26 protein-coding genes are annotated in these 26,732 nt (G+C 71.4%); 14 read left to right on the top strand and 12 right to left on the bottom strand.

Translation table 11 applies throughout. The features are described from left to right. The first annotated feature begins 12 nt into the window (after nucleotides 1-12). Complete coding sequence (locus tag HS109_14490; protein ID MBE7523579.1) at nucleotides 13-786, top strand: 3'-5' exonuclease; 774 nt, start codon at nucleotides 13-15, stop codon at nucleotides 784-786. Between the two features lie 85 nt (nucleotides 787-871). Here HS109_14490 and HS109_14485 read toward each other — a convergent pair whose 3' ends face one another. The 4 genes from HS109_14485 to HS109_14470 all read right to left on the bottom strand — a co-directional run bounded on the left by HS109_14485 (nucleotide 872) and on the right by HS109_14470 (nucleotide 5,638). Continuing rightward, nucleotides 872-2,062, bottom strand: coding sequence for a DUF1501 domain-containing protein (locus HS109_14485; GenBank protein ID MBE7523578.1), 1,191 nt, complete (start codon nucleotides 2,060-2,062; stop codon nucleotides 872-874). A gap of 13 nt (nucleotides 2,063-2,075) precedes the next feature. Further along, complete coding sequence (locus tag HS109_14480; protein MBE7523577.1) at nucleotides 2,076-3,596, bottom strand: DUF1800 domain-containing protein; 1,521 nt, start codon at nucleotides 3,594-3,596, stop codon at nucleotides 2,076-2,078. 345 nt (nucleotides 3,597-3,941) lie between these two features. Beyond that, on the bottom strand, nucleotides 3,942-5,009 hold the full coding sequence (mnmH, locus tag HS109_14475) for a tRNA 2-selenouridine(34) synthase MnmH (protein MBE7523576.1): 1,068 nt from the start codon (nucleotides 5,007-5,009) through the stop codon (nucleotides 3,942-3,944). Next, the gene (locus tag HS109_14470) at nucleotides 5,006-5,638 is read right to left on the bottom strand and encodes an arylesterase (protein ID MBE7523575.1); all 633 of its coding nucleotides are present in this window, start codon (nucleotides 5,636-5,638) and stop codon (nucleotides 5,006-5,008) included. The genes mnmH and HS109_14470 overlap by 4 nt, the downstream gene beginning before the upstream one ends. 267 nt (nucleotides 5,639-5,905) lie before the next feature. Here HS109_14470 and HS109_14465 point away from each other — a divergent pair, with 267 nt between their 5' ends. The 3 genes from HS109_14465 to HS109_14455 are packed head-to-tail and all read left to right on the top strand — an operon-like array spanning nucleotide 5,906 to nucleotide 9,574. Continuing rightward, entirely contained in the window at nucleotides 5,906-6,598 is a 693-nt protein-coding gene (locus tag HS109_14465; GenBank protein MBE7523574.1) for an ATP-binding cassette domain-containing protein, read from the top strand. A 7-nt stretch (nucleotides 6,599-6,605) separates the two neighbouring features. Then, nucleotides 6,606-9,140 (top strand): FtsX-like permease family protein, encoded by a 2,535-nt coding sequence (locus HS109_14460; protein MBE7523573.1) that lies wholly within the window; start codon nucleotides 6,606-6,608, stop codon nucleotides 9,138-9,140. A 23-nt stretch (nucleotides 9,141-9,163) separates the two neighbouring features. Next, nucleotides 9,164-9,574, top strand: a complete 411-nt coding sequence (locus HS109_14455; protein ID MBE7523572.1) for a group II truncated hemoglobin — start codon at nucleotides 9,164-9,166, stop codon at nucleotides 9,572-9,574. A 40-nt stretch (nucleotides 9,575-9,614) separates the two neighbouring features. On the opposite strand, the gene HS109_14450 is transcribed toward HS109_14455, so the two are convergent. Genes HS109_14450 through HS109_14430 form a run of 5 tightly spaced genes read right to left on the bottom strand, consistent with a single transcriptional unit; the run spans nucleotide 9,615 to nucleotide 15,556 of the window. Further along, nucleotides 9,615-11,099 carry a long-chain fatty acid--CoA ligase gene (locus HS109_14450; GenBank protein MBE7523571.1) on the bottom strand — a complete coding sequence of 495 codons (1,485 nt, stop codon included), beginning with the start codon at nucleotides 11,097-11,099 and terminating at the stop codon, nucleotides 9,615-9,617. Nucleotides 11,100-11,129: 30 nt separating this feature from the next. After that, nucleotides 11,130-12,209, bottom strand: a complete 1,080-nt coding sequence (locus tag HS109_14445) for a tripartite tricarboxylate transporter substrate binding protein (protein ID MBE7523570.1) — start codon at nucleotides 12,207-12,209, stop codon at nucleotides 11,130-11,132. Continuing rightward, on the bottom strand, nucleotides 12,155-13,324 hold the full coding sequence (locus tag HS109_14440) for an ABC transporter permease (protein MBE7523569.1): 1,170 nt from the start codon (nucleotides 13,322-13,324) through the stop codon (nucleotides 12,155-12,157). The genes HS109_14445 and HS109_14440 overlap by 55 nt, the downstream gene beginning before the upstream one ends. 10 nt (nucleotides 13,325-13,334) lie before the next feature. Next, nucleotides 13,335-14,078, bottom strand: a complete 744-nt coding sequence (locus tag HS109_14435; protein ID MBE7523568.1) for an ATP-binding cassette domain-containing protein — start codon at nucleotides 14,076-14,078, stop codon at nucleotides 13,335-13,337. Then, complete coding sequence (locus HS109_14430; protein ID MBE7523567.1) at nucleotides 14,075-15,556, bottom strand: alpha/beta fold hydrolase; 1,482 nt, start codon at nucleotides 15,554-15,556, stop codon at nucleotides 14,075-14,077. Before HS109_14430 ends, HS109_14435 begins: the two co-directional genes overlap by 4 nt. Nucleotides 15,557-15,671: 115 nt before the next feature. Here HS109_14430 and HS109_14425 point away from each other — a divergent pair, with 115 nt between their 5' ends. Continuing rightward, nucleotides 15,672-16,529: a tryptophan 2,3-dioxygenase gene (locus HS109_14425; GenBank protein ID MBE7523566.1), complete on the top strand. Its 858-nt coding sequence runs from the start codon at nucleotides 15,672-15,674 to the stop codon at nucleotides 16,527-16,529. Nucleotides 16,530-16,557: 28 nt separating this feature from the next. Further along, complete coding sequence (locus HS109_14420; GenBank protein ID MBE7523565.1) at nucleotides 16,558-17,847, top strand: aminotransferase class V-fold PLP-dependent enzyme; 1,290 nt, start codon at nucleotides 16,558-16,560, stop codon at nucleotides 17,845-17,847. A gap of 30 nt (nucleotides 17,848-17,877) precedes the next feature. Here HS109_14420 and HS109_14415 read toward each other — a convergent pair whose 3' ends face one another. Next, nucleotides 17,878-18,129, bottom strand: a complete 252-nt coding sequence (locus HS109_14415; GenBank protein ID MBE7523564.1) for a DUF2970 domain-containing protein — start codon at nucleotides 18,127-18,129, stop codon at nucleotides 17,878-17,880. A 194-nt stretch (nucleotides 18,130-18,323) separates the two neighbouring features. Here HS109_14415 and clpB point away from each other — a divergent pair, with 194 nt between their 5' ends. The 3 genes from clpB to HS109_14400 all read left to right on the top strand — a co-directional run bounded on the left by clpB (nucleotide 18,324) and on the right by HS109_14400 (nucleotide 21,603). Beyond that, entirely contained in the window at nucleotides 18,324-20,915 is a 2,592-nt protein-coding gene (clpB, locus tag HS109_14410; GenBank protein ID MBE7523563.1) for an ATP-dependent chaperone ClpB, read from the top strand. Nucleotides 20,916-21,103: 188 nt separating this feature from the next. Continuing rightward, the gene (locus HS109_14405; protein ID MBE7523562.1) at nucleotides 21,104-21,379 is read left to right on the top strand and encodes a hypothetical protein; all 276 of its coding nucleotides are present in this window, start codon (nucleotides 21,104-21,106) and stop codon (nucleotides 21,377-21,379) included. Further along, nucleotides 21,376-21,603, top strand: coding sequence for a hypothetical protein (locus HS109_14400; GenBank protein ID MBE7523561.1), 228 nt, complete (start codon nucleotides 21,376-21,378; stop codon nucleotides 21,601-21,603). Before HS109_14405 ends, HS109_14400 begins: the two co-directional genes overlap by 4 nt. A 33-nt stretch (nucleotides 21,604-21,636) precedes the next feature. Here the strand turns inward: HS109_14400 and HS109_14395 are convergent, their stop codons facing one another. Further along, nucleotides 21,637-21,978 (bottom strand): DUF2917 domain-containing protein, encoded by a 342-nt coding sequence (locus tag HS109_14395; protein ID MBE7523560.1) that lies wholly within the window; start codon nucleotides 21,976-21,978, stop codon nucleotides 21,637-21,639. Nucleotides 21,979-22,131: 153 nt separating this feature from the next. Here HS109_14395 and HS109_14390 point away from each other — a divergent pair, with 153 nt between their 5' ends. Continuing rightward, on the top strand, nucleotides 22,132-23,115 hold the full coding sequence (locus tag HS109_14390; GenBank protein MBE7523559.1) for a LysR family transcriptional regulator: 984 nt from the start codon (nucleotides 22,132-22,134) through the stop codon (nucleotides 23,113-23,115). On the opposite strand, the gene HS109_14385 is transcribed toward HS109_14390, so the two are convergent. Further along, nucleotides 23,096-23,587, bottom strand: coding sequence for a cytochrome P460 family protein (locus tag HS109_14385; GenBank protein ID MBE7523558.1), 492 nt, complete (start codon nucleotides 23,585-23,587; stop codon nucleotides 23,096-23,098). The genes HS109_14390 and HS109_14385 overlap by 20 nt on opposite strands. Nucleotides 23,588-23,773: 186 nt before the next feature. Here HS109_14385 and HS109_14380 point away from each other — a divergent pair, with 186 nt between their 5' ends. The 4 genes from HS109_14380 to bamC all read left to right on the top strand — a co-directional run bounded on the left by HS109_14380 (nucleotide 23,774) and on the right by bamC (nucleotide 26,732). Continuing rightward, nucleotides 23,774-24,061, top strand: coding sequence for a winged helix-turn-helix transcriptional regulator (locus HS109_14380; GenBank protein ID MBE7523557.1), 288 nt, complete (start codon nucleotides 23,774-23,776; stop codon nucleotides 24,059-24,061). Further along, entirely contained in the window at nucleotides 24,058-24,612 is a 555-nt protein-coding gene (locus HS109_14375; protein ID MBE7523556.1) for an SAM-dependent methyltransferase, read from the top strand. Before HS109_14380 ends, HS109_14375 begins: the two co-directional genes overlap by 4 nt. Nucleotides 24,613-24,690: 78 nt before the next feature. Beyond that, entirely contained in the window at nucleotides 24,691-25,608 is a 918-nt protein-coding gene (locus tag HS109_14370) for a 4-hydroxy-tetrahydrodipicolinate synthase (protein MBE7523555.1), read from the top strand. After that, nucleotides 25,605-26,732, top strand: a complete 1,128-nt coding sequence (gene bamC, locus HS109_14365) for an outer membrane protein assembly factor BamC (protein ID MBE7523554.1) — start codon at nucleotides 25,605-25,607, stop codon at nucleotides 26,730-26,732. Before HS109_14370 ends, bamC begins: the two co-directional genes overlap by 4 nt.

The raw sequence follows: 26,732 nt of genomic DNA, 5'->3' as shown, positions 1-26,732 counted from the left end.
GATCCCGCCGCGATGACGCCGATCCTCGTCTTCGACCTCGAGACGGTGCCCGACGTCGACGGGATCCGCAAACTGAACGATCTGCCCGCGGAGCTCCCCGACGCCGACGTCGCCGAGGGCTACGCGCAGTCGCGCCGCGCAGCGACCGGCAGCGACTTCCCGCCGCACTACCTGCACAAGGTCGTCGCGATCGCCTGCGCGCTGCGGCGCGGCGACGACCTCAAGGTCTGGTCGGTCGGTGAGCGCGACGAGACCGAGGCCGATCTCATCCGGCGCTTCTTCGAGGGCGTCGAGAAATTCACGCCGCAGCTCGTGAGCTGGAACGGCGGGGGCTTCGACCTGCCGGTGCTGCACCACCGCGCGATGATCCACGGCGTGTCCGCCCCGCGCTACTGGGACTGGGGCGATCACGACCGCGAGTTCAAGTTCAACAACTACCTCAACCGCTACCACACCCGGCATGTGGACTTGATGGATGTGTTGGCGCAGTTCCAGCCGCGGGCGAACGCGCCGCTCGACGCGATGGCGAAGCTCTGCGGCTTTCCGGGCAAGCTCGGGATGGACGGCAGCGAGGTCGCCGCGGCGATCGCGCGCGGCGGGATCGACGACGTGCGGCGCTACTGCGAGACCGACGTCCTCAACACCTACCTCCTGTACCAGCGCTTCCGCCTGCTGCGTGGCGAATTGACCGCGGGCGCGTACGCCGCCGAGATCTCGCTCGTGCGCGAGAGGATCGCGGCGACCGGCGCGCCGCACTGGCAGCAGTTCCTCGCCGCCTGGGCGTGATCAAAGGGGTCAGACTCGTTTGATTGCCGGGTCGGGCCCGCCATGGGCAGCGTCAGACCGAATCAATCGAGTCTGACCCCTTTGGTCAGGCGCGAAGGAGCGGCAGCGGCTCGAACCGCGCGCCCAGCACGCCGCGGGAATCCGCGCCCCACCAGCCGTCGAGCACGGTCGCGTAGACCTGCCGGAAGTCGATCGCGTAGGGCAGGTTGCCGTCACCGACGCCGTCGAGCCGCGGCGCGGCGCCGTAGATGCCGCCCGCGATCCGCCCGCCCAGCGCGAAGTGCACGCTGGCGGCGCCGTGGTCGGTGCCGAGCGACTGGTTCTCCTTCGGCCTGCGACCGAACTCGGCGTAGGTGAGGACGAGCGTGCGGTCCCAGCGTCCGAGTTCGCGCAGCGCGGCCTCGAGCGCGGCGAGCCCCTGCGCGAGTTCGGAGAGGAGCCTCGCCTGGGTCGCGGCCTGCCCGGCGTGGGTGTCGAAGCTGCCGAGCGAGAGGTGCACGACCGCGACGCCCGCCTCGTTGGCGACGACGCGGGCCGCCGTCTTCACGGCATTGCCGAAGGCGCCGTTCGGGAAAGTCGTGGCGAACGTGTGCGACCCGGCGAGGTGCGAGGCTGCCTGCACGATGTCGCTCTCGGTCTTGAGGATGTGCGCGAGCGCGGCATTGCGCGCGGCGCCCTCGGGGGCGGCGAGCTTCGCGCGGCGCAGGAACTGTTCGGGATTGGCGAGCGCGATCGCGCGCGCGCCGCCGCCCGCCAGCGGACCGAGGTCGTTGCCTCCGATGACCACGCCGTCGGCGGCGAACGACGAGGGGACCGGCGACTTCGCGAACGCGCGCGCGAGCCAGCCCTCCGCGAGCGTCTGGTCGCTCGCGGACGCGGTCTCCCAGATCTCGATCGAGCGGAAGTGCGAGAGGTTCGGATCCGGATAGCCGACGCCCTGCAGGATCGCGAGTTGCTTGTGCTCCCAGGCGGGCATCAACGGGGCGAGCGAAGGGTGGAGCGCGGCCCGGTCGGACAGCACGAGCGCCTCGTCGCGGCGGATGCCGAGCTTCGGCCGCAGCCTGGCGTAGGCCGGATCGGCGATCGGCACCACGGTGTTCAGGCCGTCGTTGCCGCCCTTGAGTTCGACCAGCACCAGCAGGTTCGAGTAGCGCGAGGTCGCCGCCGACGCGGGCGCCGCTGCGAACGCGACGCTGGCGCCGCGACCGACCGCGCCGAACGCGAGCGCACCGGCGCCCGCGGCGAGGAAACGGCGGCGGCTGGTCGGCGAAGTCATCGGAGCGACGCAGTCATTTGAGCTGGTAGGCCGGATCGAGCAGCACGGCGCGGACGAACCCGAGTGCGTCGGCGTCCTTGGGGACCTCCGCGCCGCTGCCGACCGGAGGAATCGGCAGCAGGAGCGCAACCGCGGCCTGCCGCCGGTCCGCCGACGAGTCGCCCGGCAGCGAGGCGATCCAGCGCGTCGCCGAGAAGCCGAGGTCGCGGAACGCGCGGTCGATGGCGCGTGCGATGCGCCGGGCGCGGGCCTGCGGGTCCTCGTCTCCGTCCGCCGCGGGGATGCCTTCGGACGCGATGGCGGCGCGCGGCAGGCGCGCAGGCAGCGGCGCGGCGGCCGTCGCCGCCGGTTGCATCGCGATGCGCGACTCCTCGTAGCGCGAGACCGACTCGACGAACTGCTTCCGCGCGAGCAGCGTATTGGTGTCGATCCATGCGTCGCCGCCGCGCCAGCCCTTGACGTTGGGTGGAGAGAACAGGTTCTGTCCCATGCCGGCGATCGCGAGCGCGAACGGCGTCGCGTTCCGGGGCGCGACGTCGAGCGAGACGAGCGTACCCACGACGAGTTCGACCGGGCTCTTGACGAGCACGCCGCGCTGGGCCGGCGCCCAGAACGCATCGCTCGCGAGGAGCGAGCGCAAGGCCACAGTGATGCGCCAGCCCGATCGCCGGAAGTCCGCCGCGATGCGCTTCACCTCGCGCTCGTCCGGTTCGGGCGAGACGAACTCGCGCCACAGCTTGGCGACGACGAACTCCGCCGTCTCGGGGCGCGCGAGCAGGAGGTCGAGCACTTGGTCGCCGTCGAAGCGTCCGGTGGCGCCGAGCACCGTCTTCATTCCGGAATCGTGGAGCGCGCGCCGGAACACGAACCGGCCGGTCTCGCGGTCGATGCTCCAGCCGGAGAACGCGCGCGCCGCCTCCTTCACGTCCGCTTCGCTGTAGTGCCCTTCGCCCAGCGTGAACAGTTCCATCACCTCGCGCGCGAAGTTCTCGTTGGGCGCGCCGCGGCGGTTGCGCACGCCGTCGAGGTACACGAGCATCGCGGCGTCCTTCGACGCGGCGTGCAGCAGCGCGCGGAAGTCGCCGAGCGCGTTCGCGCGGAACGTGACGTTCTGCAGATACATGAGCCGCGCGACGCGCACCTTCTGCTGACTCGAGACGAAGTGGTTGTGCCAGAAGAGCGTCATGCGCTCGGTGAGCGGCGAATCGGTCGAGAGCATCTCGCCCATCCACCAGCCGCGAAGCTCGACGCCTTCTCGGATCTGCTCGGTCATGAACGCCTTGCGATCGGCCGGGGCGGCGTCCTTGCGCGGCACGCGCAGCGGCGCGTCGGCGATGAGGTCGGCGGGCGGCGCGGTGACCGGCGTCGTCCGGGCGGTGGCGAGCACCTTCGCGATCGCCGCGTCGCGTTCGAGCAGGGCGTACGCCCGGATCCCCGCTTCGGTCGGCCCGAATCCGGTGCGTGCGAGCAGGTGTCGTGCGCCGTCCTCGCCGATCGGCGCTGCCGCCAGCGCGGCCGGCGGGGTCGCCAGCATCGCAATGACGAGGACGACGAGTCGCGGTGCCGACATGGTCGCGAACCTGTTCGTGAGAGCTTCCGGTGTTCCGGAATCAACGGACTCGCCGCACGGCCTGTTGACACCCGTCGAGGCGAACGATGCCCATGCTGCCAGATTCCGTGGCGCAAATCGGTAACCGGGTGTAACCGGCGGTCACCCAGGTTCGGGGAAGCCGGATGCGGGCATGCGTCTGGCCGGCGTCAGAAGGCGAGCCGGCCGGCAGCGATTTCGACGACGGCGAGCGGGCTGCCCGCGAGCGGGGACTGCGCGAAGACGTTGACGACGCGGAAGTCGAGCGTGGGCATGTCGGTGGGGAGGGGGTCAGCGCAGGTCGGCCGCGGCGAGGAGGCGCGCGAGGGCCGTCCAGTCGGGCGGCGCGAAGCCTGCCGGCGCGACACGCTCCGCCGTCGCGAAGCCGGCGTAGTTGCGGGCCATGCCGCGCGTGTAGGCGGGATCGTAGTGCGTTTCGAGGAGGTCCGCGACGAGGCGGTCGAACGCGCGGGCCTCTGCGAGCGCGGCCCAGCGGTCGAGCGTCGCCTGGCCGACCAGCGGCGTCAGGTGCGCGAGGCGCGCGACGAGTCCCGCGGGGTCGGCGAGGAAGTGCGCGTATTCGCCCTCGAGCAGCGCGACGCGATCGGCGATGCCGAGGTCGACGCGCACGCAAGGTGCGGCGCGCATCGCCGCGAGCAGGCGTTCGGGGACCTGCAGTGCGCCGATCTTGCGGCTCTCCGACTCCACCCAGACCGGACGGTGGCCGTCGAATCGCGCGAAGGCCTCATGGAGCGCGGTCTCGAACGCCTTCTGCGACGGTTGCGGCTCGCCGGGGAGATCGCCCAGCAGCGATCCGCGGTGGCGCGCGAGAAGCTCGAGGTCGAGCACGTTCGCGCCCTCGTCGGCGAGCGCGGCGAGGAGCCGGCTCTTGCCGGTGCCGGTGAGACCGCAGACGACGCGGAACCGAAACGCGTCCGGCAGGCGTTCGAGGCGGGCGAGCACGTGGCGGCGCCACGCCCGATAGCCGCCGTCGAGCTGGACCGCGGGGAAGCCGATCTCGTTCAGCACGTGGACCAGCGAACCCGAGCGCTTGCCGCCGCGCCAGCAGCAGACGAGCGGCGCCCAGTCGCGCGGTCGGTCGCGCGCGACCGTCTCGACGATTCCGGCGATCCGGCGCGCGACGATCACCGCGCCGACCTTGTTGGCCTCGAACGCGCCCTGCTCGTTGTGCAACGTGCCCACGCGCGCGCGCTCGTCGTCGTCGAGCACCGGGCAGTTGATCGCGCCCGGCAGGTGGTCGTCGGCGAACTCCGACGGGCTGCGCACGTCGATCCGGTCCGGATGCGAGGCGAGCGCATCGAGTCCGACGACGCGCCCGGCGCGCCGCCGCGGACTCACCGCTCTTTCAACATGCGCTCGAGCGTCGGCCACAGGTTGTCGAGCAGCTTCGGCTGCGCGCCCTCGGTCGGATGGATGCCGTCGGCCTGGAAGAGGTCTCGGTTCTCCGCGAAGCCGTCGAAGAAGAACGGCACGAGCGGCACGCGCTCGGCCTTCGCGACTTCCGCGAACAGCGCGTCGAACTGCCGCGCGTACGCGGCACCGTAGTTCGGCGGGAGCTTCATTCCGACGATCATCGGGCGCGCCTTGGCGGATTTCGCGGCGCCGACCATCGCGACGAGGTTCTCGCGCGTGGCGGCGAGGCTGCCGCCGCGCAGCCCGTCGTTGCCGCCGAGTTCGATGACCACGATCGCCGGCTTGTGCCGGGCGAGGAGGAGAGGCAGGCGCGATCGGCCGCCGGCGGTCGTGTCGCCGCTGATGCTCGCGTTCACGACGCGATGCGGATAGCCGCGCTCCGCGAGACGTTGCTGCAGCAGGTGGGTCCATCCGGTACCCGGCGGCAGTCCGAAGCCCGCCGAGATCGAATCTCCCAGCACGAGGATCACCGGCGGGCCGGCGCCGAACGACGCGAGCGGTGCGAGCGCCAGGACGGCAACGAGGGCGCGGCGGAGCGGGTCGATGCGCTTCATCGCCGACATTGTAGGGCGCTCGCCGCCGCCGGCCGCGTCCGCGCACTCGAAGCGATCGGCATCGTGCCCGATCCCGCCATGTCCTCGCATCGGCGCTCGATGCGCCGCCACCGGAAGCACCGTCGCCACTGTCAACTGTCAACTGACAACTGACTCCTGCACCGCAAGGCGTCAGCCCGCGGCCATTCCCGTAGAATGCCCGGTCCCCGCGCCGCGATCTCCCGGCGCGCCCTTGCCGAAGTGCGAGGGCGACCCCATCGTCCCCAGATGACCCCGACCGTCCCGCTGCTTCGCGCCGAGCGCCTGACCAAGACCGTCTCGAGCGGCGAGGCGCCGCTCACCATCCTCGACGACGTGTCGTTCGACATCGATCAGGGCGCCTCGGTGGCGATCGTCGGAGCGTCCGGATCGGGCAAGACGACGCTGCTCGGACTCCTCGCCGGCCTCGACCGTCCGACCGGAGGCGAGGTGTGGGTCGCGGGCCAGGCGCTCTCCGGCCTGACCGAGGACGCCCGCGCCGCGATGCGGCAGCGGCTCGTCGGGTTCGTGTTCCAGTCGTTCCAGTTGCTGCCGGCGCTGACCGCGCTCGAGAACGTGATGCTGCCGCTCGAACTCGCCGGCGATGCCGGCGCGGTCACGAAGGCGCGGGGCTGGCTCGACCGCGTCGGCCTCGGCAGGCGCACGACGCACTATCCGAAGCAGCTCTCGGGCGGCGAGCAGCAGCGGGTCGCGATCGCTCGGGCGTTCGCCGGCGATCCGAAGCTCCTGATGGCCGACGAGCCGACCGGCAACCTCGACGGCGCGACCGGCGGCGAGATCGCCGAACTCATGTTCCGGCTCAACCACGAGCACGGCACCACGCTCGTGCTCGTCACCCACGATTCGACGCTTGCATCACGGTGCTCGCGCCGCCTCTCGCTCGCGTCCGGCCGGCTCGTCGGCGACGAGCGCCTGCACTGACATCCCGTTGCGCGACCGCCTCGCACCGGCCAAGCTCCTGCGTCTCGCGCTGCGCATGCTCGCGCGCGACTGGCGCGCCGGCGAACTCACGGTCCTCGCCGCGGCGCTCGCGCTCGCCGTCGGCAGCATGGGAACGGTCGGATTCTTCGCCGACCGCGTGAAGACGGCGCTGACCGCACAGGCGGGGCTGCTGCTCGGCGCGGACGCGCTGATTTCGTCGGACCGTCCGCTGCCGCCGTCGTTCGAAGCCGCCGCGCGGGCGCGCGGTCTCGACACGATGCCCGCGGTCCGGTTCAACAGCATGGTGCAGAAGCCGGGTGTCGACACGGCGCCGGTGCTCGCGAACGTGAAGGCGGTGACCGACGGCTACCCGCTGCGCGGGGCGATCCTGCTCGTCGACGGCGCGCACCCGGACGGCGTGCGCGCGACGCACTCGCCGCCGCGCGGCGAAGCCTGGCCCGACCAGCGGCTCGCGCAGCGGCTCGGCCTCAGTGCTGGCGACCGGCTCGTGGTCGGAGAGGCGACGCTCGTCGTCGGACCGACGATCCAGCAGGAGCCGGAAGTGGCGACCGGGATCCTGTCGTCCGGGCCGCGACTGCTGATCCACCACGACGACCTCGCCGCGACGAATCTGCTGCAGCCGGGCAACCGCGCCACCTGGCGTCTGATGGTCGCCGAGCCTCCCGGCCGCGGCACGCTCGCCGATTTCACGCGCGTCGCGTCGGCCGAACTCAAGCCCGGCCAGCGGATCGAGAGCGTGCGCGACGTGCAGCCGGAGGTGCGGCAGACGCTCGACCGGGCGGAGCAGTTCCTCGGGCTCGCGGCACTCGTCGCGGTGATCCTCGCGGCCGTCGCGGTGGCGCTGACCTCGTCGCGCTACCTGCGCCGGCATCTCGACACCGCGGCGATGCTGCGCTGCCTCGGGGCATCGGAGCGGCGCACGCTCGCGCTGTTCATCACGCAGTTCGTGGCGCTCGGGCTCGCCGCCAGCGCGGTCGGCGTGGTGCTCGCCCTCGGCGGGCAGGCGCTGCTCGCCAGCGTCCTCGCGTCGCTCGCGCAGGTGGAGTTGCCTTCGTCCCCGGCGTTTCGTCCGGGCGCGCTCGCCTTCGCGACGGGCATCCTGCTCCTCTTCGGCTTCGCACTGCCGCCGCTCACCGCGCTCGCGAGCGTCCCGCCGCTGCGCGTCCTGCGGCGCGACCTGCCGCGTCCGAGGCCGTCTGCGCTCGTCGCGTACGGCCTCGGTGCGGCGGTGATCGGCCTCCTGCTCGCCGCGCAGGCCCAGGATGCGCAGACCGGCGCGATCGTCGTCGGCGGCGTCGTGGCGCTGATCGTCGTCGCCGCCCTCGCGGCGTGGCTCCTGATCGTGGCGCTGAAGCGGCTGCCGCAGCGCGGCATCACCTGGCGCTTCGGTCTCGCGAACCTGCGGCGGCGTCCGCTCGCGTCGAGCCTGCAGGTCGGCGCGCTCGCTCTCGGACTGATGGCGCTCCTGCTCCTGACCGTGGTGCGCGGCGAACTGATGCGGAGCTGGCGCGCGAGCCTGCCGCCCGACGCGCCCAACCACTTCGTGATCAACGTGCTGCCCGAGCAGGTCGACGGCGTGCGCGCCGCGATGCGCGAAGTCGGCGGCCCGACGACCGACCTCTACCCGATGGTGCGCGGGCGCCTCGTCGCGGTGAACGGCGCGCCGCTCGACACGCGTCAGTACGACAGCCCGCGCGCCCGGCGGCTCGCCGAACGCGAGTTCAACCTGTCGTCGTCCGACGAGTTGCCCTCGACCAACCGCATCGTCGCGGGAACGTTCTGGGGGAAGGGCGCGAAGGCGGACGCGGGGATCTCGATGGAGGACGGCATCGCGGACAACCTGCGGCTGAAGCTCGGCGACGAGCTGACCTTCGACATCGCCGGTTCCGCGGTGTCCGGGCGCATCACCAGCCTGCGCAAGGTGGACTGGGACAGTTTCCGCCCCAACTTCTTCACGCTGTTCCCGCCCGGCGCGCTCGACGACATGCCGACTTCGTACATCGGTGCGGTGCGCGTGCCCGAGGGGCCGCGGGCCGGCGCGTGGGTGTCCGCCCTGCTGCAGCAGTTCCCGAACGTGCTCGCCATCGACGTGGGTGACGTGATCCGCCAGGTGCAGTCGATCATGGAGCAGGTGTCGCGCGCGGTCGAGTTCGTGTTCCTGTTCACGCTCGCCGGCGGCCTCCTCGTGCTGCAGGCCGCGATCGCCGCGACCCAGGACGAGCGCCGCTTCGACGCCGCGATCCTGCGCACGATCGGGGCGTCGTCGACGCAGCTCTCGGCGGCGCAGGTCGCGGAATTCCTCGTGCTGGGCGCGCTCGCCGGCATCCTCGCCGCCGCCGGCGCGACCGCGATCGGATGGGTGCTCGCCGACCGGGTGTTCTCCGTTCCCTACTCGCCCGGCGTGGGCGTGTGGCTCTACGGGGTCCTCGGCGGCGCGATCGTCGTGGCCCTCGCCGGCTGGCTCGGCACGCGCAACACCGCGCGCCAGCCGCCGCTCGCGGTGATCCGGCAGCTCGGCTGAGACCGGGCGCCGGCCGCGATTCGATGGGCAACGACGATCCTGCTGCCGCGAAGTCCGCCTCGCCCTACGAACGGCTGGGCGGCGACGCGGGCGTGCGCGACCTCGTCGACGCGTTCTACGACCGGATGGACCTGGAGCCGTCGTTCGCGGGCATCCGCGCGCTGCACCACGCGACGCTCGACGGCTCGCGCGACAAGCTCTACTGGTTCCTGTCCGGCTGGCTCGGCGGCCCGCAGCTCTACGTCGAGCGGTTCGGCCATCCGCGGCTGCGCGCCCGGCACCTGCCGTTTCGAATCACGAGCGCCGAGCGCGACGCCTGGCTCGCGTGCATGCGCATGGCGCTCGACGACGTCGAGGCTCCCGCCGATCTCGTGGGCCCGTTGATGGAGGCGTTCCGGGGCACGGCGGACTGGATGCGCAATCGGCCGGACTGATTGGCGTCCAGCTTGAGCTTTACGTTCGCGTCCGAAGGCGTCAGGCCGGACCGCGCTCACCGGCTCCCGGGGCCAGCATCCGCACCAGCTCGCGCTTGACGACCTTGCCGGCGGCGTTGCGCGGCAGGCGGGTGACCACGAAGACGCGCCGCGGCGCGCGCTGTCCGAGACGGGACCGGGCGTATCGAACGAGGGAACGCTCGTCGGTGGAGACGCCTTCGCGCAGTTCGACCGCCACCGCCGGAACGTCTCCGTAGATGGGCGAAGCGATCGGGAAGGACGCGGCGGCGGCGACAGCCGGATGCGCTTCGAGTGCGCGCTCGATCTCCACCGGAAAGATGTTGATGCCGTTCAGCACCATCATGTCGTCGATGCGGCCGAAGAAGCGCAGCACGCCATCCTCGGTCATCGACCCCAGGTCGCCCGGGTGGAACCACCCGCCGCGATAGTGCGAGGCCGTGGCGTCGGGATCGTCGAGGTATCCGCTCGCCATCGCGGCCGATCGAATCCGGATCTCGCCGGGCTCGCCGCGCGGGACCGGTTCGCCCGACGCATCGACGATCTCGACCTCGACGCCCGGGGCCGGCACGCCCACGGCATCGTCGATGCCTCGATCGCCCGCAGGCCACGTCGTGGCGATCAGGCTTCCTTCGGTGGTTCCGTAGCGATCGAATACCGGCGCGCCGGCCACGTCGCGAAACTGTCGCGGAAATCCGGGGGGCATGCGAGCCGCGCCGAGGAACACGCGCGTGTACGGCGGCAGGCGACGCCCATCGGTCGCCGCGACCATGAGGCTGCGCGCCTGCAGCACGGTCAACTGCAGGTAGGTGACCTGCAGTTCGTGGCACAACTCGAAGAGGCTCGAGACCGGCGCGCCCGGACCGCCGGTCGCCAGGACCGCGGTGGCTCCGTGCCAGATCGCGACCAGGCGCGCGAACTTCCCGGTGTGGGTCGCGACCGGCATCGCGACCATGATCCGCTCGTCGATCGCGTAACCCTGCGCAACGGCGATCGACTCGGCACGACGGGCGAATGCGCGCTGGCTGTAGCCGAAGAGCTTGGCTTTGCCGGTGGTCCCGGAACTGGTCGCATAGATCGCGAGCGCTTCGCTGTCCGGCTCGCCGGCGATGGCCGGCGCTCCGGCCGCCTCGGCATCGCGTTCGACGCGGATCATCGGAATGCCGGCGAGCGCCTGCCGGTCGTCGTCGGCGACGACGTGGGTCATCGACAGCCGGTTCGCGAGCTCGCGCCGCAACGGGAGCGGGTCCGCGGCCGGCAGCGCGATCTGCGGAACGCCGAGCCACAGCAGCGCGAGACTCGTCACCAGATTGTCGAGATCATCGTCCACCGATACGCCGACCGGTGCCGTCGGCCTGCATCCGGCGCGTGCAAGTCGACCGGCGGCTGCATGCACGCGATCGATCAGCTCGGCGTAGCCGATCGATCGGCCGGGCAGGACCAGCGCCGGGTGCGCGGGACGCCCCCGGCGGATTTCGTCGAGGCGGAGCGCGGTCAGCGTTGCCATCGCGTCAGCGCGCCGGCCGCGCGGAACGTCTCACTCGATGCGGATGCCGTTGGACTGCACGACCTTCGCCCATTTCGCGATCTCGGCCTGCTGAAAATCGCCGAACTGCGCAGGCGTCATGGTCGGATGGACCAGCGCGCTCGCGACCAGACGCTGGCGGATCTCGTCGGACGTCATGATCCTGTCGACCTCGGCGTTCACCCGTGCCGCGATCCCGGGCGGCAGGTTCGCAGGGGCGAACATGCCGATCCACGCGGTGCCGGAGATGCCGGGCAGGGATTCCGCGATGGTCGGGACATTCGGCATCGGCGCCGCGCGTGTCGATCCGGTGGTCGCGATGACACGAATCCTGCCCTCGGCAACATGAGGCACGACGGAAGCGACCGAGACCTGTGCCAGCGTCACGTCGCCGCGCAGCGCGGCGAGCAGCGCATCATTTTCCCCCTTGTAGGGGACGTGGATCATCCGGATCCCCTCGCGCGACGCCATCCACGAAATCATCAGGTGGCCGAGCGTCCCCACGCCGGCACTCGCGTAGCTCAGCTTGCCCGGCTGCGCCCGGGCGAGCGCGACCAGTTCGTCGACGGTCGAGACGTCAACCGTCGCCGGGACGATCCATGCGGACGCGCCCTCGGCGATCAGGGCGACCGGGGTGAAGTCGCGCACCGGATGAAACGGCAGATCGCGATAGAGGGACAGGTTCACCGCATGGGTGTTGATCGCCGTGACGAGGAACGTGTAGCCGTCGGGTGCCGCCTTGGCGACCTGGGCGCTGCCGGTGTTTCCGCTGGCGCCCGGCCGATTCTCGACGACCACGGACTGGCCGAGCGCCGGACCGAGGCGCGCCGCCACCACGCGGGCGTAGGTGTCCACGTAACCGCCCGGGACGAAGGGCACGACGATCTGGATCGGCCTGGCCGGCCACTCCTGCGCCTGCGCGAGCGTCGTCGAAGGAACGCCGGCGAGACCTGCGGCGAGGAGCAGAACGCGGAGACTCTGCAGGGCCATGGTCATGAGGGGGGCGGAGGGGATGGGTAGTGTCGCATGTCCCGGAATCAACGGCTCGCGAGGATCGACTCGTCCGCGTAGCGCCGCGCCGTCGCCCACCACGCGCAACCGATCAGCGCGACCGGCAATCCCCACGACAACACGAGGTCGGCAATCGCGAGCGCCTCGCCGCGCAGCGCGCGGTTGAGCAGCAGGTACTGGCCGGAGACCGGGACGGCGACGAGCCAGTCCGGTTCGCGCCGCTGCAGGAAGATCTGGGCGACCGGCAGCACCGAGACGACGAACAGCAGCAGCGACAGGTTGGTCTGCGCCTCCTTGATGGTGCGCGCGCGGCTCGCGAGGAACAGCAGCGCCGCGGGCATGAGAAGGATCATCGGGGCGAGGATCACGAGGAAGCGGACGAACTCGCGCCCCCCGAACAGGAACGGAATGCCGACCGGCGGGAGCGGGGCGAACCGCAGCGTCAGCGTGAAACCGGTCAACGTGACGACGACCACGAGCGCCGCGAATGCGGCGACCGCGGCCCATTTGCCCGCGACGATCTCCGCCGGCGACGCGGGCGTCGCGAGCAGCGGTTCGAGCGATTGCCGCTCGCGTTCGCCGGCGGTCGTGTCGAGCGCGACCGGCATGCCGCCCATCAATGCCGCGAACAAGCCGTAGTAGGCGACGAGGAAGAGCACGAACGCACCCGACTGCTGCGGCGTGGCGAGGTCCTCGGCGACGACGTCGAGCGGCGACGCGACCGACGGCGCGATGCCGCGCGCGAAGAGGCGCTGCCGGCCCCATTGGGCGGCGTAGGCACGCAGCAGCCCCTCGGCCTGTTCGATCGAGGCGCGGGCGCGGTCGCGGGAACGATCGTAGAGGAGCCGCACCTTGGCCGGCCGGCCTTCGGCCACCTGCTGCGGGAACGACGGGTCGATCGCCATCGCGACGTCGAGGTCGCCCGCGCGGATGCGGTTCGCGGCGTCCGCAGGCATCGGCGCGATCGTGACGCCTTCGCGCTCGAGGAACGCGACGAGCGCGGGTGCGCGCTCCGCGCCGTCGACCGGCAGGACCAGTGTGCGGGCCCGCTCGCCCTGTCCGGCGATCATGTTGAAGATCAGCGCGAGGAACAGCGGACCGGCGAGTGCTGCCGAGAGCAGCGTCACCACGACGGCGCGCCGGTCGCGGAACGTCTCGACGAGTTCCTTCCGCGCGATCGTGACGGCGCGCTTCATCGCGCCGGCCTCATGCCGCGAGTCCCTCGCCGCTGCCGAGCAGCGCGACGAACGCGTCCTCGAGCGTCGCGCTGCCCGCCTGGGCGACGAGTTCGGCCGCCGTGCCGCTCGCGACCACCCTGCCGTGACCGAGGATGACGATGCGGTCGCACAGCGCGCCGACTTCCTGCATCACGTGCGAGCTGAACAGCAGCGTCTTGCCGCCCTTGCGGAGGCCCCGGAGCAGGTCGCGCAGCGCGCGCACGCTCATGATGTCGAGACCGTTGGTGGGTTCGTCCAGCAGGATGGTGTCCGGATCGTGCACGAGCGCGCGCGCAATCGCGACTTTCATCCGCTCGCCCTGCGAGTAGCCCTGCGCCCGCCGGTCGGCGATGTCGTCCAGCCCGAGGTCCGCCACGAGTGCGCCGATGCGGCGGTCGCGCACGTCGGACGGCATGCCGTGGAGCGCGGCGTAGTACGCGATGTTCTCGCGGCCGGTGAGGCGCGGATACAGTCCGCGCGCATCGGAGAGCACGCCCAGGCGGCGGCGCACCTCCGGGCGGTCGGACACGACGTCGCGTCCGTCGATCGTCGCGCGTCCGGCGTCCGGCACGACCAGCGTCGCGAGGATGCGCTGCAGCGTCGTCTTGCCGGCGCCGTTGGGTCCGAGCAAGCCGGTGATCGCCCCGGCGGGTGCGGTGAACGACACGCCGTCGAGCGCGCGCACCTCGCCGCGCCGGCCGAAGGTCTTGGTGAGCGCTTCGACCGCGATCATCGTGGCGCAGGCCCGAGCACGCCGGTCCACAGCGCGGGCGGAACCGAGCTCTCGAACTGCCTGACGCAGTCCACCGGCAGCCGCGCGAATCCCGCGTCCTCGACGAACGCGGCGAGGAGGCGCGGTCCGCAGGCGTGCGGCGACACGATGTGGCCATACCCGGGCGCGACGACGTGCCGCGAGTGCGTGAGCGACTTCGCGACCTCGTCGCCCCGCGAGGGCGGGGTCACCGGGTCGAGCCCGCCCGAGAGGATCAGCGCCGGCACGTCGCCGACGACCGGCGAGTGCGCGTCGAGCGGCGCCGGTCCGGCGGGCCACACGTCGCAGACGCCAAGCGCCCCGCGGGCGATCCGGGCGGAGCGCGCGCCGCGCAGGGCCTGCCTGCGCAGGCCCAGTCCGACGCGCGAGGTGTCCTCGGCGCAGGTGACCGAATAGTGCAGCGGCAGATTCAGTTGCTCGAGCACGCTGCCCGTGAACGCGCCGGCGGCGGCGACCAGCGGCGCGTAGTCGCCCTCGCGGGCGCGGTCGAGCAGGGCGGGGACCAGCGCGGCGGTCTCCGGCGCGTAGAGAAGAGGCTGCAGGAGCCCGACCACGAGGTCGGTCGACGCGGGCACGTCGACCCTCTCGCCGGTCGCCGGGTCGTCGATCGCGATCGTCGTGCCCGCGCGTGCGAGGTTGCGCGCGATGGCCTTGAGCGTCGCATCCGGATCGGGCAGGACCCTCGCGCACGCCGGCGTCGCGCGGCAGCGCTCGAACAGATGGTCGAGCGCGCGCTCGCGCGCGGTCCACACGTCGAGGCTGATCATCATGTCCGGGGACACGACGGCGTCGAGGGTCACGGTGCGCACGCGATCCGGATGGCGGCGCAGGTATTCGAGCGCGACGCGCGTGCCGTAGCTGCCGCCCCACAGGTTCCAGCGCGGCGCGCCGAGCGCGTGCCGCACGTCCTCGAGATCCGCGACGAACGCGGCCGTCGTGTAGAGGCTCGGATCGACGCCTGCGCGCGCGAGTTCGGCCACGCACGCCCGGGCGCGCGGCAGCGGATCGGCCTCGAGCATCGCGGCGCGCATGCCCGCTTCGGAGTAGGCGGCGCAGTCGAGCGGCGAACTCCGACCGGTGCCGCGCTGGTCGATCAGAACTACATCGCGCGTGCGCCGGATCGCGGCGAGACGCGCGGCGAACGGCGCGAGTTCGCTCGCGGCCTGGCCCGGCCCTCCGGCGAGGATGACGAACGGATCCGGATGGGGCGAGCGCGTGTTGGCCGGCAGCACCGCCACGTGGATCGCGATCGTGCGACCGTCGGCTTTCGCACGATCCTCCGGCACGCCGACGCTGCCGCAGCGCGCGGCAGCCGCGAGGTGCGGCAGCCGGCAATCCGCGAGGACGAGCGCGCGCCCGGCATCGCGCTCCGTGCCGCAGCCTGCGAGCGCGAGGCACGCTGCGAGCGCGACGGCCGCGGGGCGGGCGGGCTTCGGCATGGCCCGGATGCTAGCAAACACCGTTGCGCGCGGGGTTCCGGCGCGGGCGGAGCGCCGCATTCGCGTGGCCGCGCGGGGTCTATACTGCGGCCACCGCGACTCGCCCCATGTGACGATGGAGTTCCGCGACCTCGAGCCCGGCATCCACACCGACCTGCGCGATCGGATGACCTACGGCGGGTATCTCCGCCTCGATCGCCTGCTCGACGCGCAGGAGCCGCGCTCCCGCGACGCCGACGGCGCGCCGCTGCACGACGAGCTGCTGTTCATCGTGCAGCACCAGGTGTCGGAACTCTGGATGAAGCTCGCGATCCACGAGATCCGCGCCGCCATCCTCCGCGTGCGCGCCGATCGGCTCTCCGAGTGCTTCAAGATCCTCGCGCGCGTGAAACTCGTCCAGCGCCAGCTCTTCGAGCAGTGGGCGGTGCTCGAGACGCTCACGCCGTCGGAGTACGAGGCGATCCGTCCCTCGCTCGGCACGTCGTCCGGATTCCAGTCGCTCCAGTACCGGGTGCTCGAGTTCCTGCTCGGCAACAAGCAGGCCGGCATGCTCGACGTCTTCCGCCACGACCCGGACGCGCTCGCCGAACTCGACGCGACGCTCCACGCGCCTTCGCTCTACGACGAGTTCCTGCGCCACCTCGCGCGGCGCGGACTTCCCGTGCCGCCGGAGTGCGTGGAACGCGACTGGGCGCAGCCCTGGCAGCGCTGTCCGGAACTGGTGCCGGTCTTGCGCGAGATCTACGCCGATCCGCGCCGCTGGTGGGACGCCTACGACATGTGCGAGAAGCTCGTCGACATCGAGGAGGCGTTCCAGCTCTGGCGCTTCCGCCACCTGAAGACGGTCGAACGGATCATCGGGCACAAGCCGGGCACCGGCGGCTCGTCGGGCGTCGCGTTCCTGAAGCGCGCGCTCGACATCCGGTTCTTCCCCGAGCTCATCGACGTGCGCGGCGAGATCGGCGCGCGCTGACGTCGGCTCCGCCGCGGGTACCGACGCGATGAACGGTCCGCGCGATCCGGCCGGCGATGTCTTCTCCGCCGTCGCAGCCGCACTCGGTCCGCCGCCCTGGGCCGACGACGCGGTGCGCGCCCATGTCGCGCCGCTCTTCTCGCGCCATCGCGCCGCGTACCGGGATCGCGTCTATCTCGCCAACCATTCGCTCGGCCGGCCGCTCGACGCGACCGCGCACGATCTGCGCGAGGGCCTCGATGCATGGATCGCCGGCCTGGGCGACGCGTGGGACGCATGGGAGGCCGAGAATCGCGCATACCGGGCGCGAGCGGCCGCGATCCTCGGCGCCGCGCGCGGCGACACGATCGTCCCGAAGACGAGCGCGGGAGCGGGCCTGCGCGCCGTGCTGTCGACGTTCGACGCTCCGCCGCGCGTCGTGTCGACGCACGGCGAGTTCGACTCGCTCGACCTGATCCTGCGCGAGTGGGCGCGTCGCGGGCGGCTCTCGCTCATGCAGGTCGCGCCGCGCGCGCCGGTGGCCGGAACCCGCGACCACCGTGCGCTCGAGCACTACGACACGGACGATCTCGTCGCGGCGATCGTGCCGGGCACCGATCTCGTCGTCGTGTCGGACGTGATGTTCCAGACCGGCCAGCGCGTCGATCGCCTCGACGAGGTCGTCGCGCGCGCGCACGCGGTCGGCGCGAAGGTGCTCGTCGACGTCTACCACTCGGCGGGCGTCGTGCCGCTCGACGTCGACGCGAGCGGCGTGGATTTCGCGGTCGGTGGCGCCTACAAGTACCTGCGCGGCGGACCGGGCGCGTGTTATCTCTACGTCGCGCCGCGCTGGCTCGACGCGGGGCTGCGCACGCTCGACACCGGATGGTTCGCGAAGGACCGCCCGTTCGACTATCGCCGCCCCGATCCGCCGGACTTCGCGCGCGGCGGTGACGGCTGGCTCGAATCGACACCGCCCGTGCTCACGATGTACCAGGCGCGCGCCGGCCAGCGGTTCGCGCTCGCGTTGCGGGCCGCGGCACTGCGCGAGGATTCGCTCGCACGCCAGCGGGACCTCGTCGCGCGGCTCGACGCGGCAGGGATCGCCGCGGTCGGCGGAACGACGGCGCGTGGCGCCTTCGTCGTCGTGCCGTTCGCAGGCGATGGACGCGCCGCCCGGGTGGCCGGTGACCTCGCCCGGCGCGGGATCGACACCGATGCGCGCGGTGCCTGCCTGCGGCTGTGCCCGGATCTCCTCACGTCGACCGACGACCTCGCCCGTGCGGTCGAAGAACTGGCGAGCATCGTCCGAAGCGGGCGCATCGCAGGCACGCCCTGACCGGTCGTCGCGTGACGCGAGTCGCGCGGCTTACGCGCCCGCGAACGTCAGGATGGTCCGCACCACCACGAGCAGCGTGAGCACGAACACCGCCGCGGCGACGACGCCGACAATGATCACCTGGTGCGGCCGGACCGTGACCGCGTCGTGGCGCATCGCCTTGCCCTTGCGCACGCCGAAGAAGCTCCAGAACACCGCGCCCGCGACCTGCCGCAGCGATGCCTGCGGGGGCGACGCGGGGAGCGAGTCGTGGGCGGGGTCCGGTGGTGGGAAGTCGGCCATGGTCGTGGGGAGCGGCGGCTGGCTTCGGTCCCGGGTGCCCCGGGCCGCGGTCCGGCGCGCGGCGTCGCCTGTTCCATTGTATCGTCGCGCGCCGGAAACTCGCCGCGGTACCGTGCAAACCCCTTGAATCGATGCGGGATTGCCACATCTAGCCGGTATCGGGTGCCCGAGGACGGGCGCCCGCAGGAGCCCCCATGCGTTTCGACAAGCTGACCACCAAGTTCCAGCAGGCCCTCGCCGACGCCCAGTCGCTGGCGCTCGGCCACGACGCCGGATTCATCGAGCCCCAACACCTCCTGGCCGCGCTGCTCGCGCAGGAGGACGGCGGGACCGCGTCGCTGCTCGCGCGCGCAGGCGTCGCCGTGCCGAAGCTCCAGGCCGCGCTCAAGGCGTCGATCGGGCGGCTGCCGAAGGTCGAGGGCACCGGAGGCGAGATCGGCCTCGCGCGCGACCTCAACAATCTGCTGAACCTCGCCGACAAGGAAGCCACCAAGCGCGGCGACCAGTTCATCGCGAGCGAACTGTTCCTGCTCGCGCTCGCCGACGACAAGGGCGAGACCGGACGCATGCTGAAGGACGCCGGGCTCGCGAAGAAGTCGCTGCAGGACGCGATCGAGGCGGTCCGCGGCGGGGCGAACGTCGGTTCCGCGGAGGCGGAGGGCCAGCGCGAATCGCTCAAGAAGTACACGATCGACCTCACCGAACGGGCGCGCGAAGGCAAGCTCGACCCGGTGATCGGCCGCGACGACGAGATCCGCCGCGCGATCCAGATCCTGCAGCGGCGCACCAAGAACAACCCGGTGCTGATCGGCGAGCCCGGCGTCGGCAAGACCGCGATCGTCGAGGGCCTCGCGCAGCGCATCGTCGACGGCGAGGTGCCCGAGACGCTCAAGAACAAGCGTGTGCTCTCGCTCGACATGGCGGCGCTCCTCGCCGGCGCCAAGTACCGCGGCGAGTTCGAGGAGCGCCTGAAGGCGGTGCTGAAGGACATCGCCGCCGACGAGGGCCGCACGATCGTCTTCATCGACGAACTGCACACGATGGTCGGCGCCGGCAAGGCGGAAGGCGCGATCGACGCCGGCAACATGCTGAAGCCCGCGCTCGCGCGCGGCGAACTGCACTGCGTCGGCGCGACCACGCTCGACGAGTACCGCAAGTACATCGAGAAGGACGCCGCGCTCGAGCGCCGCTTCCAGAAGGTGATCGTCGGCGAGCCGTCGGTCGAGGCGACGATCGCCATCCTGCGCGGTCTCAAGGAGCGCTACGAGATCCACCACGGCGTCGAGATCACCGATCCGGCGATCGTCGCCGCGGCCGAGCTCTCCGCCCGCTACATCACCGACCGCTTCCTGCCCGACAAGGCGATCGACCTGGTCGACGAGGCCGCGGCGCGCATCAAGATGGAGATCGACTCCAAGCCCGAGTCGATGGACAAGCTCGACCGCCGGCTGATCCAGTTGAAGATCGAGCGCGAGGCGGTGAAGAAGGAAAGCGACGACGCGTCGAAGAAGCGCCTCGCGCTGATCGAGGACGAGATCGCCCGACTCGAACGCGAGTACGCCGATCTGGACGAGGTCTGGAAGGCCGAGAAGGCCGACGTCGCGGGCACGCAGCACCTGAAGGAGGAGATCGACAGGATCAAGCTCCAGATGGAGGAGGCCAAGCGCAAGGGCGACTGGCAGAAGGTGTCCGAACTCCAGTACGGGAAGCTGCCGCAGCTCGAGGCCCAGATCCGCAAGGCGGACAGCGCGCTGGACAAGGACCAGGCGAAGAAGCCGAAGCTGGTGCGCACCCAGGTCGGCGCCGAGGAGATCGCCGAGGTGGTCTCGCGCGCGACCGGCATTCCGGTGTCGAAGATGATGCAGGGCGAACGCGACAAGCTCGTCCACATGGAGGAGCGGCTGCACCGGCGCGTCGTCGGGCAGGACGAGGCGGTGCGCCTCGTGTCGGATGCGATCCGGCGCTCGCGTTCGGGCCTCTCCGACCCCAACCGCCCCTACGGCTCGTTCCTGTTCCTCGGGCCCACCGGCGTCGGCAAGACCGAACTCACCAAGGCGCTCGCCGAGTTCCTGTTCGACTCCGACCACGCGCTCATCCGCGTCGACATGTCCGAGTACATGGAGAAGCACTCGGTCGCGCGGCTGATCGGCGCGCCGCCGGGCTACGTCGGCTACGAGGAGGGCGGCGCGCTCACCGAGGCGGTGCGGCGCAAGCCCTACAGCGTGATCCTGTTCGACGAGATCGAGAAGGCGCACCCCGACGTGTTCAACGTGCTGCTGCAGGTCCTGGACGATGGTCGTCTCACCGACGGCCAGGGGCGCACCGTCGACTTCAAGAACACGGTGGTCGTGATGACGTCGAACCTGGGCTCGCACAAGATCCAGCAGCTGACCGACGAGGGCGCCGACCCGGGCGTGATCAAGATCGCGGTGATGGCGGAGGTCAAGACGAACTTCCGGCCCGAGTTCGTGAACCGCATCGACGAGATCGTCGTGTTCCACCCGTTGGACGAGGCGCAGATCGGCAGCATCGCGCGCATCCAGTTGAAGGCGCTCGAGGCGCGGCTCGCGAAGCTCGAGATCGCGCTGGCGGTCGACGACTCCGCGCTGAAGGCGGTGGCCTCGGCGGGCTTCGACCCGGTGTACGGCGCGCGGCCGCTGAAGCGCGCGATCCAGCAGCAGATCGAGAATCCGCTCGCGAAGGAGATCCTCGGCGGCCGCTACGCCCCCGGCGACACGATCCGCGTGACCGCGACCGGAGGTGAGATCGCCTTCGCGAAGGGGTGAGCGCGCGCCGCGTGTCGGTCGACGGCCGCGGCCGCTGCAGGGGGCGGTGACGTCGCGGCGGGGGCGCGAGCCTCCCGAATGCAGTCCGACTCCATCGGCTCGGCGCGGAGGGCCATGCCGGCAACGGGGCTTGACATGCAAATGAGACTCGTTATCATTTGCGCGACCCCCACCCGAGAAAGCTCCCGATGAACCACGGGCCGGCATGGCGCGACGACGAGCGCCCCGATGCCATGATCGCGGGCACGTTGTGCCTGATGAGTTGCTACGCGCAGCATCCGGCGCCGGCCTACGCGGCGCGGATCGCGGACAACCTGGCCCGTCTCGCCGCGGCCGGCACGCTCTCCGCAGAGTTCCGATCGGTGTGCCGCCGCATGGCGGAGCGCTGGTGCGCGCTGGAAGCGCAGGCGCGCGACCGATGCGCCTGCGGTGCGCGGATGCGGGACGACCGCACGCTGCAATGACGGCGTTCGAACGACTTCGCGACGCCGCCGTCGTACGCGACCCGGAAACGCTGATCGGGCCGCTGTTCTTCCTGTTCACGCGCCTCGCGGCAACACGGGACGCGATCGCCGGGCCGATGCTCGCCGATCACCTGGCCGTCCTCGCGGCCCATCCCGGTGTCGACCCCGAACTCCGGCTCGCCGCCGGCGCACTGGCGATCGAGCATCGCGGCCCGTTTCGTTGACGCCGCCGCACGCGCGGCGCACCGGAAACTCGCTCACAGGTAGGGCACGAAGCGCCGGCCGAGCCGCTCGTTCGCCACGCGGGCGATCCACCGGCGCGCACGCGCGGGTTCGACCGCGCTGGCCAGCGGAACGATGGCGCCCGCGGCGCCCGGACCGGTCAGGTCGATCAACGCGGGGCTCTGGGCCTGCACGATCGTGCGGCCGTTCCGTTCGACCGCCCAGGCGTCGCCGGCGTCGAGCACGTGATCGACCGCATCCCCGTGCTGCGTGAGCCAGACGCGGCCGCTCGCGACGCGGACCACGGTCCCGCGGGCGTCGTCGAGGTCGACGATTTGGTCGGTCGTGAGGGCGAGGCGGCGGAAGGTCGCGGACATTGTCATTCTCCACGTTCATGGATACAGTCGATCCCCGGAGGAGCGTCCCCGTTCGACCGGGGCGGGCGGGGGCCATGGACACGTAGATGAATATAGAATCGGAGCGGCCCGGGCTCAAACGACGAATCGGCATGTGAGCCATGCGTCAGAATCATGCATAAGACGTTGCGGCGCCTGCCGTCGCTCGATTTCCTCCGGGGGTTCGAGGCCTCGGGCCGGCTGCTCTCGTTCACCCGCGCGGCGGAGGAACTGCATCTCACGCAGTCGGCGCTGTCGCGGCAGGTCGCCTCGATCGAGCGCTCGCTCGGCGTCGCGCTGTTCGAACGACGGCATCGCGCGCTCGCGCTCACCGCCGAAGGCGAGATGTTCCTGCGCGAGATCACGACGCACCTCGAGGGCATCGCACGCGCAGCGGAGTCGGTCGGCAGCGTGCGGCGCCCGCCGGGCCTCACCGTGACGACGACCGTGTCGTTCGCGTCGCTGTGGCTGGTTCCGCGCCTCGCACGCTTTCGCGCGCGCCGTCCCGACCTGGAGGTCTACGTGTCCGCGGACGACCGTACGGTCGATCTCGCGCGCGGCGAGGTCGACGTCGCGATCCGCTACGTCGGCCGCGAATCGAGGCTGCCCGCGGGCGCGCTCGCGATGTTCGGCGAACGGATGCTGCCGGTCGTGAGTCCCGACGTCGTGCGCTCGCCCGGCACGCCGCTGGCGACGCCTGCGGACCTCGCGCGGCACGTGCTCTTGCACCTCGACGATCCGGAAGGGCGCGTGCCGTGGCTCAACTGGGACATCTGGCTCACGTCGAACGGCGCCGCCGGCCTGAAGCCCGCCGGGGCGTTGCGGTTCACGCTCTACGACCAGGTGATCCAGGCCGCGGTCGGCGGGCAGGGCGTGGCGCTCGGACGCCTGCCGCTGGTCGCGGAGCACCTGCGCGAGGGCAGGCTGGTGGCGCCGTTTCCGAAACGCTACGACTCGGAGCGCGGGTACTTCGCGTTGGTCGCACCGCGGAGCACCGCGCGCGAGGACGTCGCCGACTTCGTGCGCTGGCTCGACGACGAATCGGCGCCGATGCGCTCCGAGATCGAATCGGGGTCGAGCCGGCCGCGCGGACGCCGCGCTACTCTTTCCACGCGCTGAACACGTAGTCGCGCCCGCGCTGCGGTTCGTGGCAGCCGAAGCAGGCGCCCTTTGCGTTCGTCCCGACCGCGCGCTCGGTGCGCGAGTCGCCCTTGAAGCCTTCGAAGCCCCAGCCGCCGGTCGCGGCGTAGCGCTTCGCGTCCTTGTGCATGACGCCGACGACCTTGCGGTTGCCGTCGGTCACCGTGTGGTCCGCGTTCACCGGCGCGAGCAGGTCGAACACGATGACGGCGCCGTCGGGAAAGCGGCCGCTGCGGTAGCCCTGCATGGCCTTCGGATTGGCGTAGAGATGGTGGATGCCGCCGAACGAGGCGAACAGCGGATGGCCTTCCAGGATCTGCATCGTCTTGACGTGGGTCCAGGAGCGGTAGCCGGCCGGATAGGGCACGGGAGGCGGATCGGCGGCGAGCACGGGAGCGGCGGCGAGCGTCGCGGCGAGCGCGACACCAACGAGGTCGGTACGGGCGGTCATGTCGGTCTCCGGTTAGAATCGGATGCATGCGCGCCGGCGAAGCTCCGCCGCGCGCGCCGTTCCAGCGTGCCGCAGCTCGCGCCTGGCGAGAAGCGGGCACACAGCGGTCCGGTACGCACCAAACGGTGCACATTCCTGATGCCGCAGGCGAAAAAAATCCTGCCCGACCCGCCACCCGCCGCGCGGATGGTCGAGGACATCGTCGGCTGCAAGTGGTCGCTCGCGGTCCTCGACCGCGTGCGCCACGGCGTGCACCGCCCCGGCGCGCTCGAGGCGAGCCTGCCGGGGCTGTCGACCAAGGTGCTGAACGAGCGCCTGCGCAAGCTCGTCCGCTTCGGCATCCTCGAACGCACCGCGTTTCCCGAGATTCCGCCGCGGGTCGAGTACACGCTGACGCCGTTCGGCCGTCGTTTCACGCACGTGCTCGACGAGATCGCCGCGCTCGAGGACGCCGCGCCCCGCGGCGGACCGTGACGGTTCAGCTGGCCCCCGAGCCGTCGGCATGGGTGCGGCGATTCGCCGCACTGGTCCCGCGCGGCGCGCGCGTGCTCGATCTCGCGGCCGGTCACGGCCGGCACGCGCGGCTGTTCGCCTCGCTCGGGCATCCGGTGCTCGCGGTCGACGTCGATGCGTCGGCCCTCGCCGTCCTCGACGGTGTTCCCGGCGTGGCCACGCGCGTCCTCGACCTCGAATCCGGACCCTGGCCGCTCGCCGGCGAGCGTTTCGGCGCGATCGTCGTGACGAACTACCTGCACCGGCCGTCGTTTCCGGCCATGCTGGACGCGCTCGCGGACGACGGCGTGCTCGTCTACGAAACCTTCGCCGTGGGCAACGAAGCGCACGGCAAGCCGTCGAATCCGGCGTTCCTGCTCGAACGCGGAGAACTCCTCGAACGGGTGCGCGGCCGCCTCGGCGTCGTGGCGTTCGAGGAAGGGCTCGTTGAGCGGACCGGAGGGGGCCGCGCGGTCGTTCAGCGTCTGGCGGCCGTCGGGCGCCTCGGGACGGCCCCCTGGCCGCTGCCATGAAGCGCCCGCAAACGGGAACCGCCGGCCGAAACGGGGTTCGAATGCGGTAAAATCACCTGTTTATCCGGACCTGCCGCCATGCCCATTCCGACCGGTAGCCTCGTCGCCATCGTGACCCCGATGAAGGCGGGCGGTGCGCTCGACCTCGAGGCGTTGAAGCGCCTCGTCGACTGGCACGTCGAGAGCGGCACCGCGGCGATCGTGGTCGTCGGCACCACCGGCGAGTCCCCGACCGTCGACGTCGACGAGCATTGCCTCCTGATTCGCACGGTCGTCGAGCACGCGCGCCGCCGCGTCCACGTGATGGCCGGTGTCGGCGCGAACGCCACCTCGGAGGCGATCGAACTCACCGCGTACGCGAAGAAGGTCGGCGCGGACAGCGGGCTCTCGGTCGTGCCCTACTACAACAAGCCGACGCAGGAAGGCCTCTACCGGCACTTCCGCACGATCGCCGAACGCGTCGACCTGCCGCTCGTCCTCTACAACGTACCCGGCCGCACCGTCGCGGACCTCGCAACCGAGACCGCGCTGCGGCTCGCCCAGGTCCCGGGCATCGTCGGCATCAAGGACGCGACCGCCGACCTCGGGCGCGGCAGCGAACTCCTGCGCGGTCTCTCGATGTCGGGCCGCAAGGACTTCTCGGTCTACAGCGGCGAGGACATCACGGCGCTGCCGTTGATGTTCATGGGCGGGCAGGGCGTGATCTCGGTGACGGCGAACGTCGCCCCCGCGCTGATGGCGCAGATGTGCCGCGCAGCGTTCGCCGGCGAATACGAGAAGGCGCGCGCGATCAACGACCGCCTGCTTCCGCTGCACCGCCGCCTGTTCATCGAAGCGAACCCCTCGCCCGCCAAGTGGGCGCTCGCGGAGATGGGCAGGATCGAAAACGAGGTGCGGCTCCCGCTGGTGCCGCTCTCCGCGCAACACCACGAGACCGTCCGCGCCGCCCTGCGCGAAGCGGGGTGTCTCGAGCCCACACGGATGCACGCCGCATGACTTCATGCATCACCCTCTCGCGCCCGGGCGCGATCGTCGCCGTCCTGTCGCTGGCGCTCGCGCTGGCGGGCTGCGAGTCGATGCAGATGACCAAGCGCATCGACTACAAATCGACGTCCAGTTCGCCGTCGCTCGAGCTTCCACCCGACCTCACGACGCCGCGCTACGATGACCGCTATTCGGTCACGACCGCGACCGGACTCGCGGCGCAGCAGGCGGGCGGCGCCGCGCGCAAGTCGGAGTTGCTGCTGACCGTGCCCGACGCGCGCATCGCGCGCGCCGGCAACGAGCGCTGGCTCGTCGTCAAGACCACGCCGGAGAACGCGTGGAACATCACGCGCCAGTTCTGGAACGAGAACGGCTTCGTGCTCGCGGTCGAGCAGCCCGCGCTCGGGCTCATGGAGACCGACTGGGCCGAGAACCGCGCCGACATTCCGCAGGACCTGATGCGCCGCACGCTCGGCCAGTTCGCCGACGTGTTCTTCACGACCTACAAGCGCGACAAGTACCGGACCCGCGTCGAGCGCGGCGCCGAGGCGGGCACCGTCGAGGTGTACCTGTCGCACCGGGGCATGGAACAGGTGCCGACGGCGAAGATCGACAACTCGTCGCCGGCTGCCTTCGCTTGGGCGCTGATGCCGCCCAATCCCGACCTCGAGGCCGAGATGCTCACTCGGTTGATGGTCAAGTTCGGCACGGCCGAGCCGCAGGCCGTCGCCGCGGTCGCGCAGGCCGCCGCCCAGCCGGACCGCGCGCGCATCGAAAAGGGGAGCGACGGCGTGTCCAAGCTCGTCGTCGACGAGTCGTTCGACCGCGCGTGGCGCCGCGTCGGGCTCGCCCTCGACCGCAGCGGGTTCACGGTGGTCGATCGCGACCGCAGCAGCGGGCTCTATTTCGTCCGCTATGCCGATCCCGACAGCGCCGCCGTCAAGCGCGACGAGGGCTTCCTCGCCAAGCTGATGTTCTGGAAGAAGGACGAGGCCGAGAAGCCGGAACAATACCGGATCGCGGTCGTCGAGGCGGCACGCACGAGCCTCGTGTCCGTGCAGGATCCGAAGGGCGCGCCGGACAAGTCTCCCACGAGCGATCGCATCCTCGCGCTCCTCAAGGAACAGCTCAAGTAG

The organism is Burkholderiales bacterium (assembly GCA_015075645.1).
GTDB lineage: Bacteria > Pseudomonadota > Gammaproteobacteria > Burkholderiales > Casimicrobiaceae > VBCG01.
Note: the sequence above shows the minus strand (reverse complement) of the source record. Positions and strands in the feature narration are given on the sequence as shown.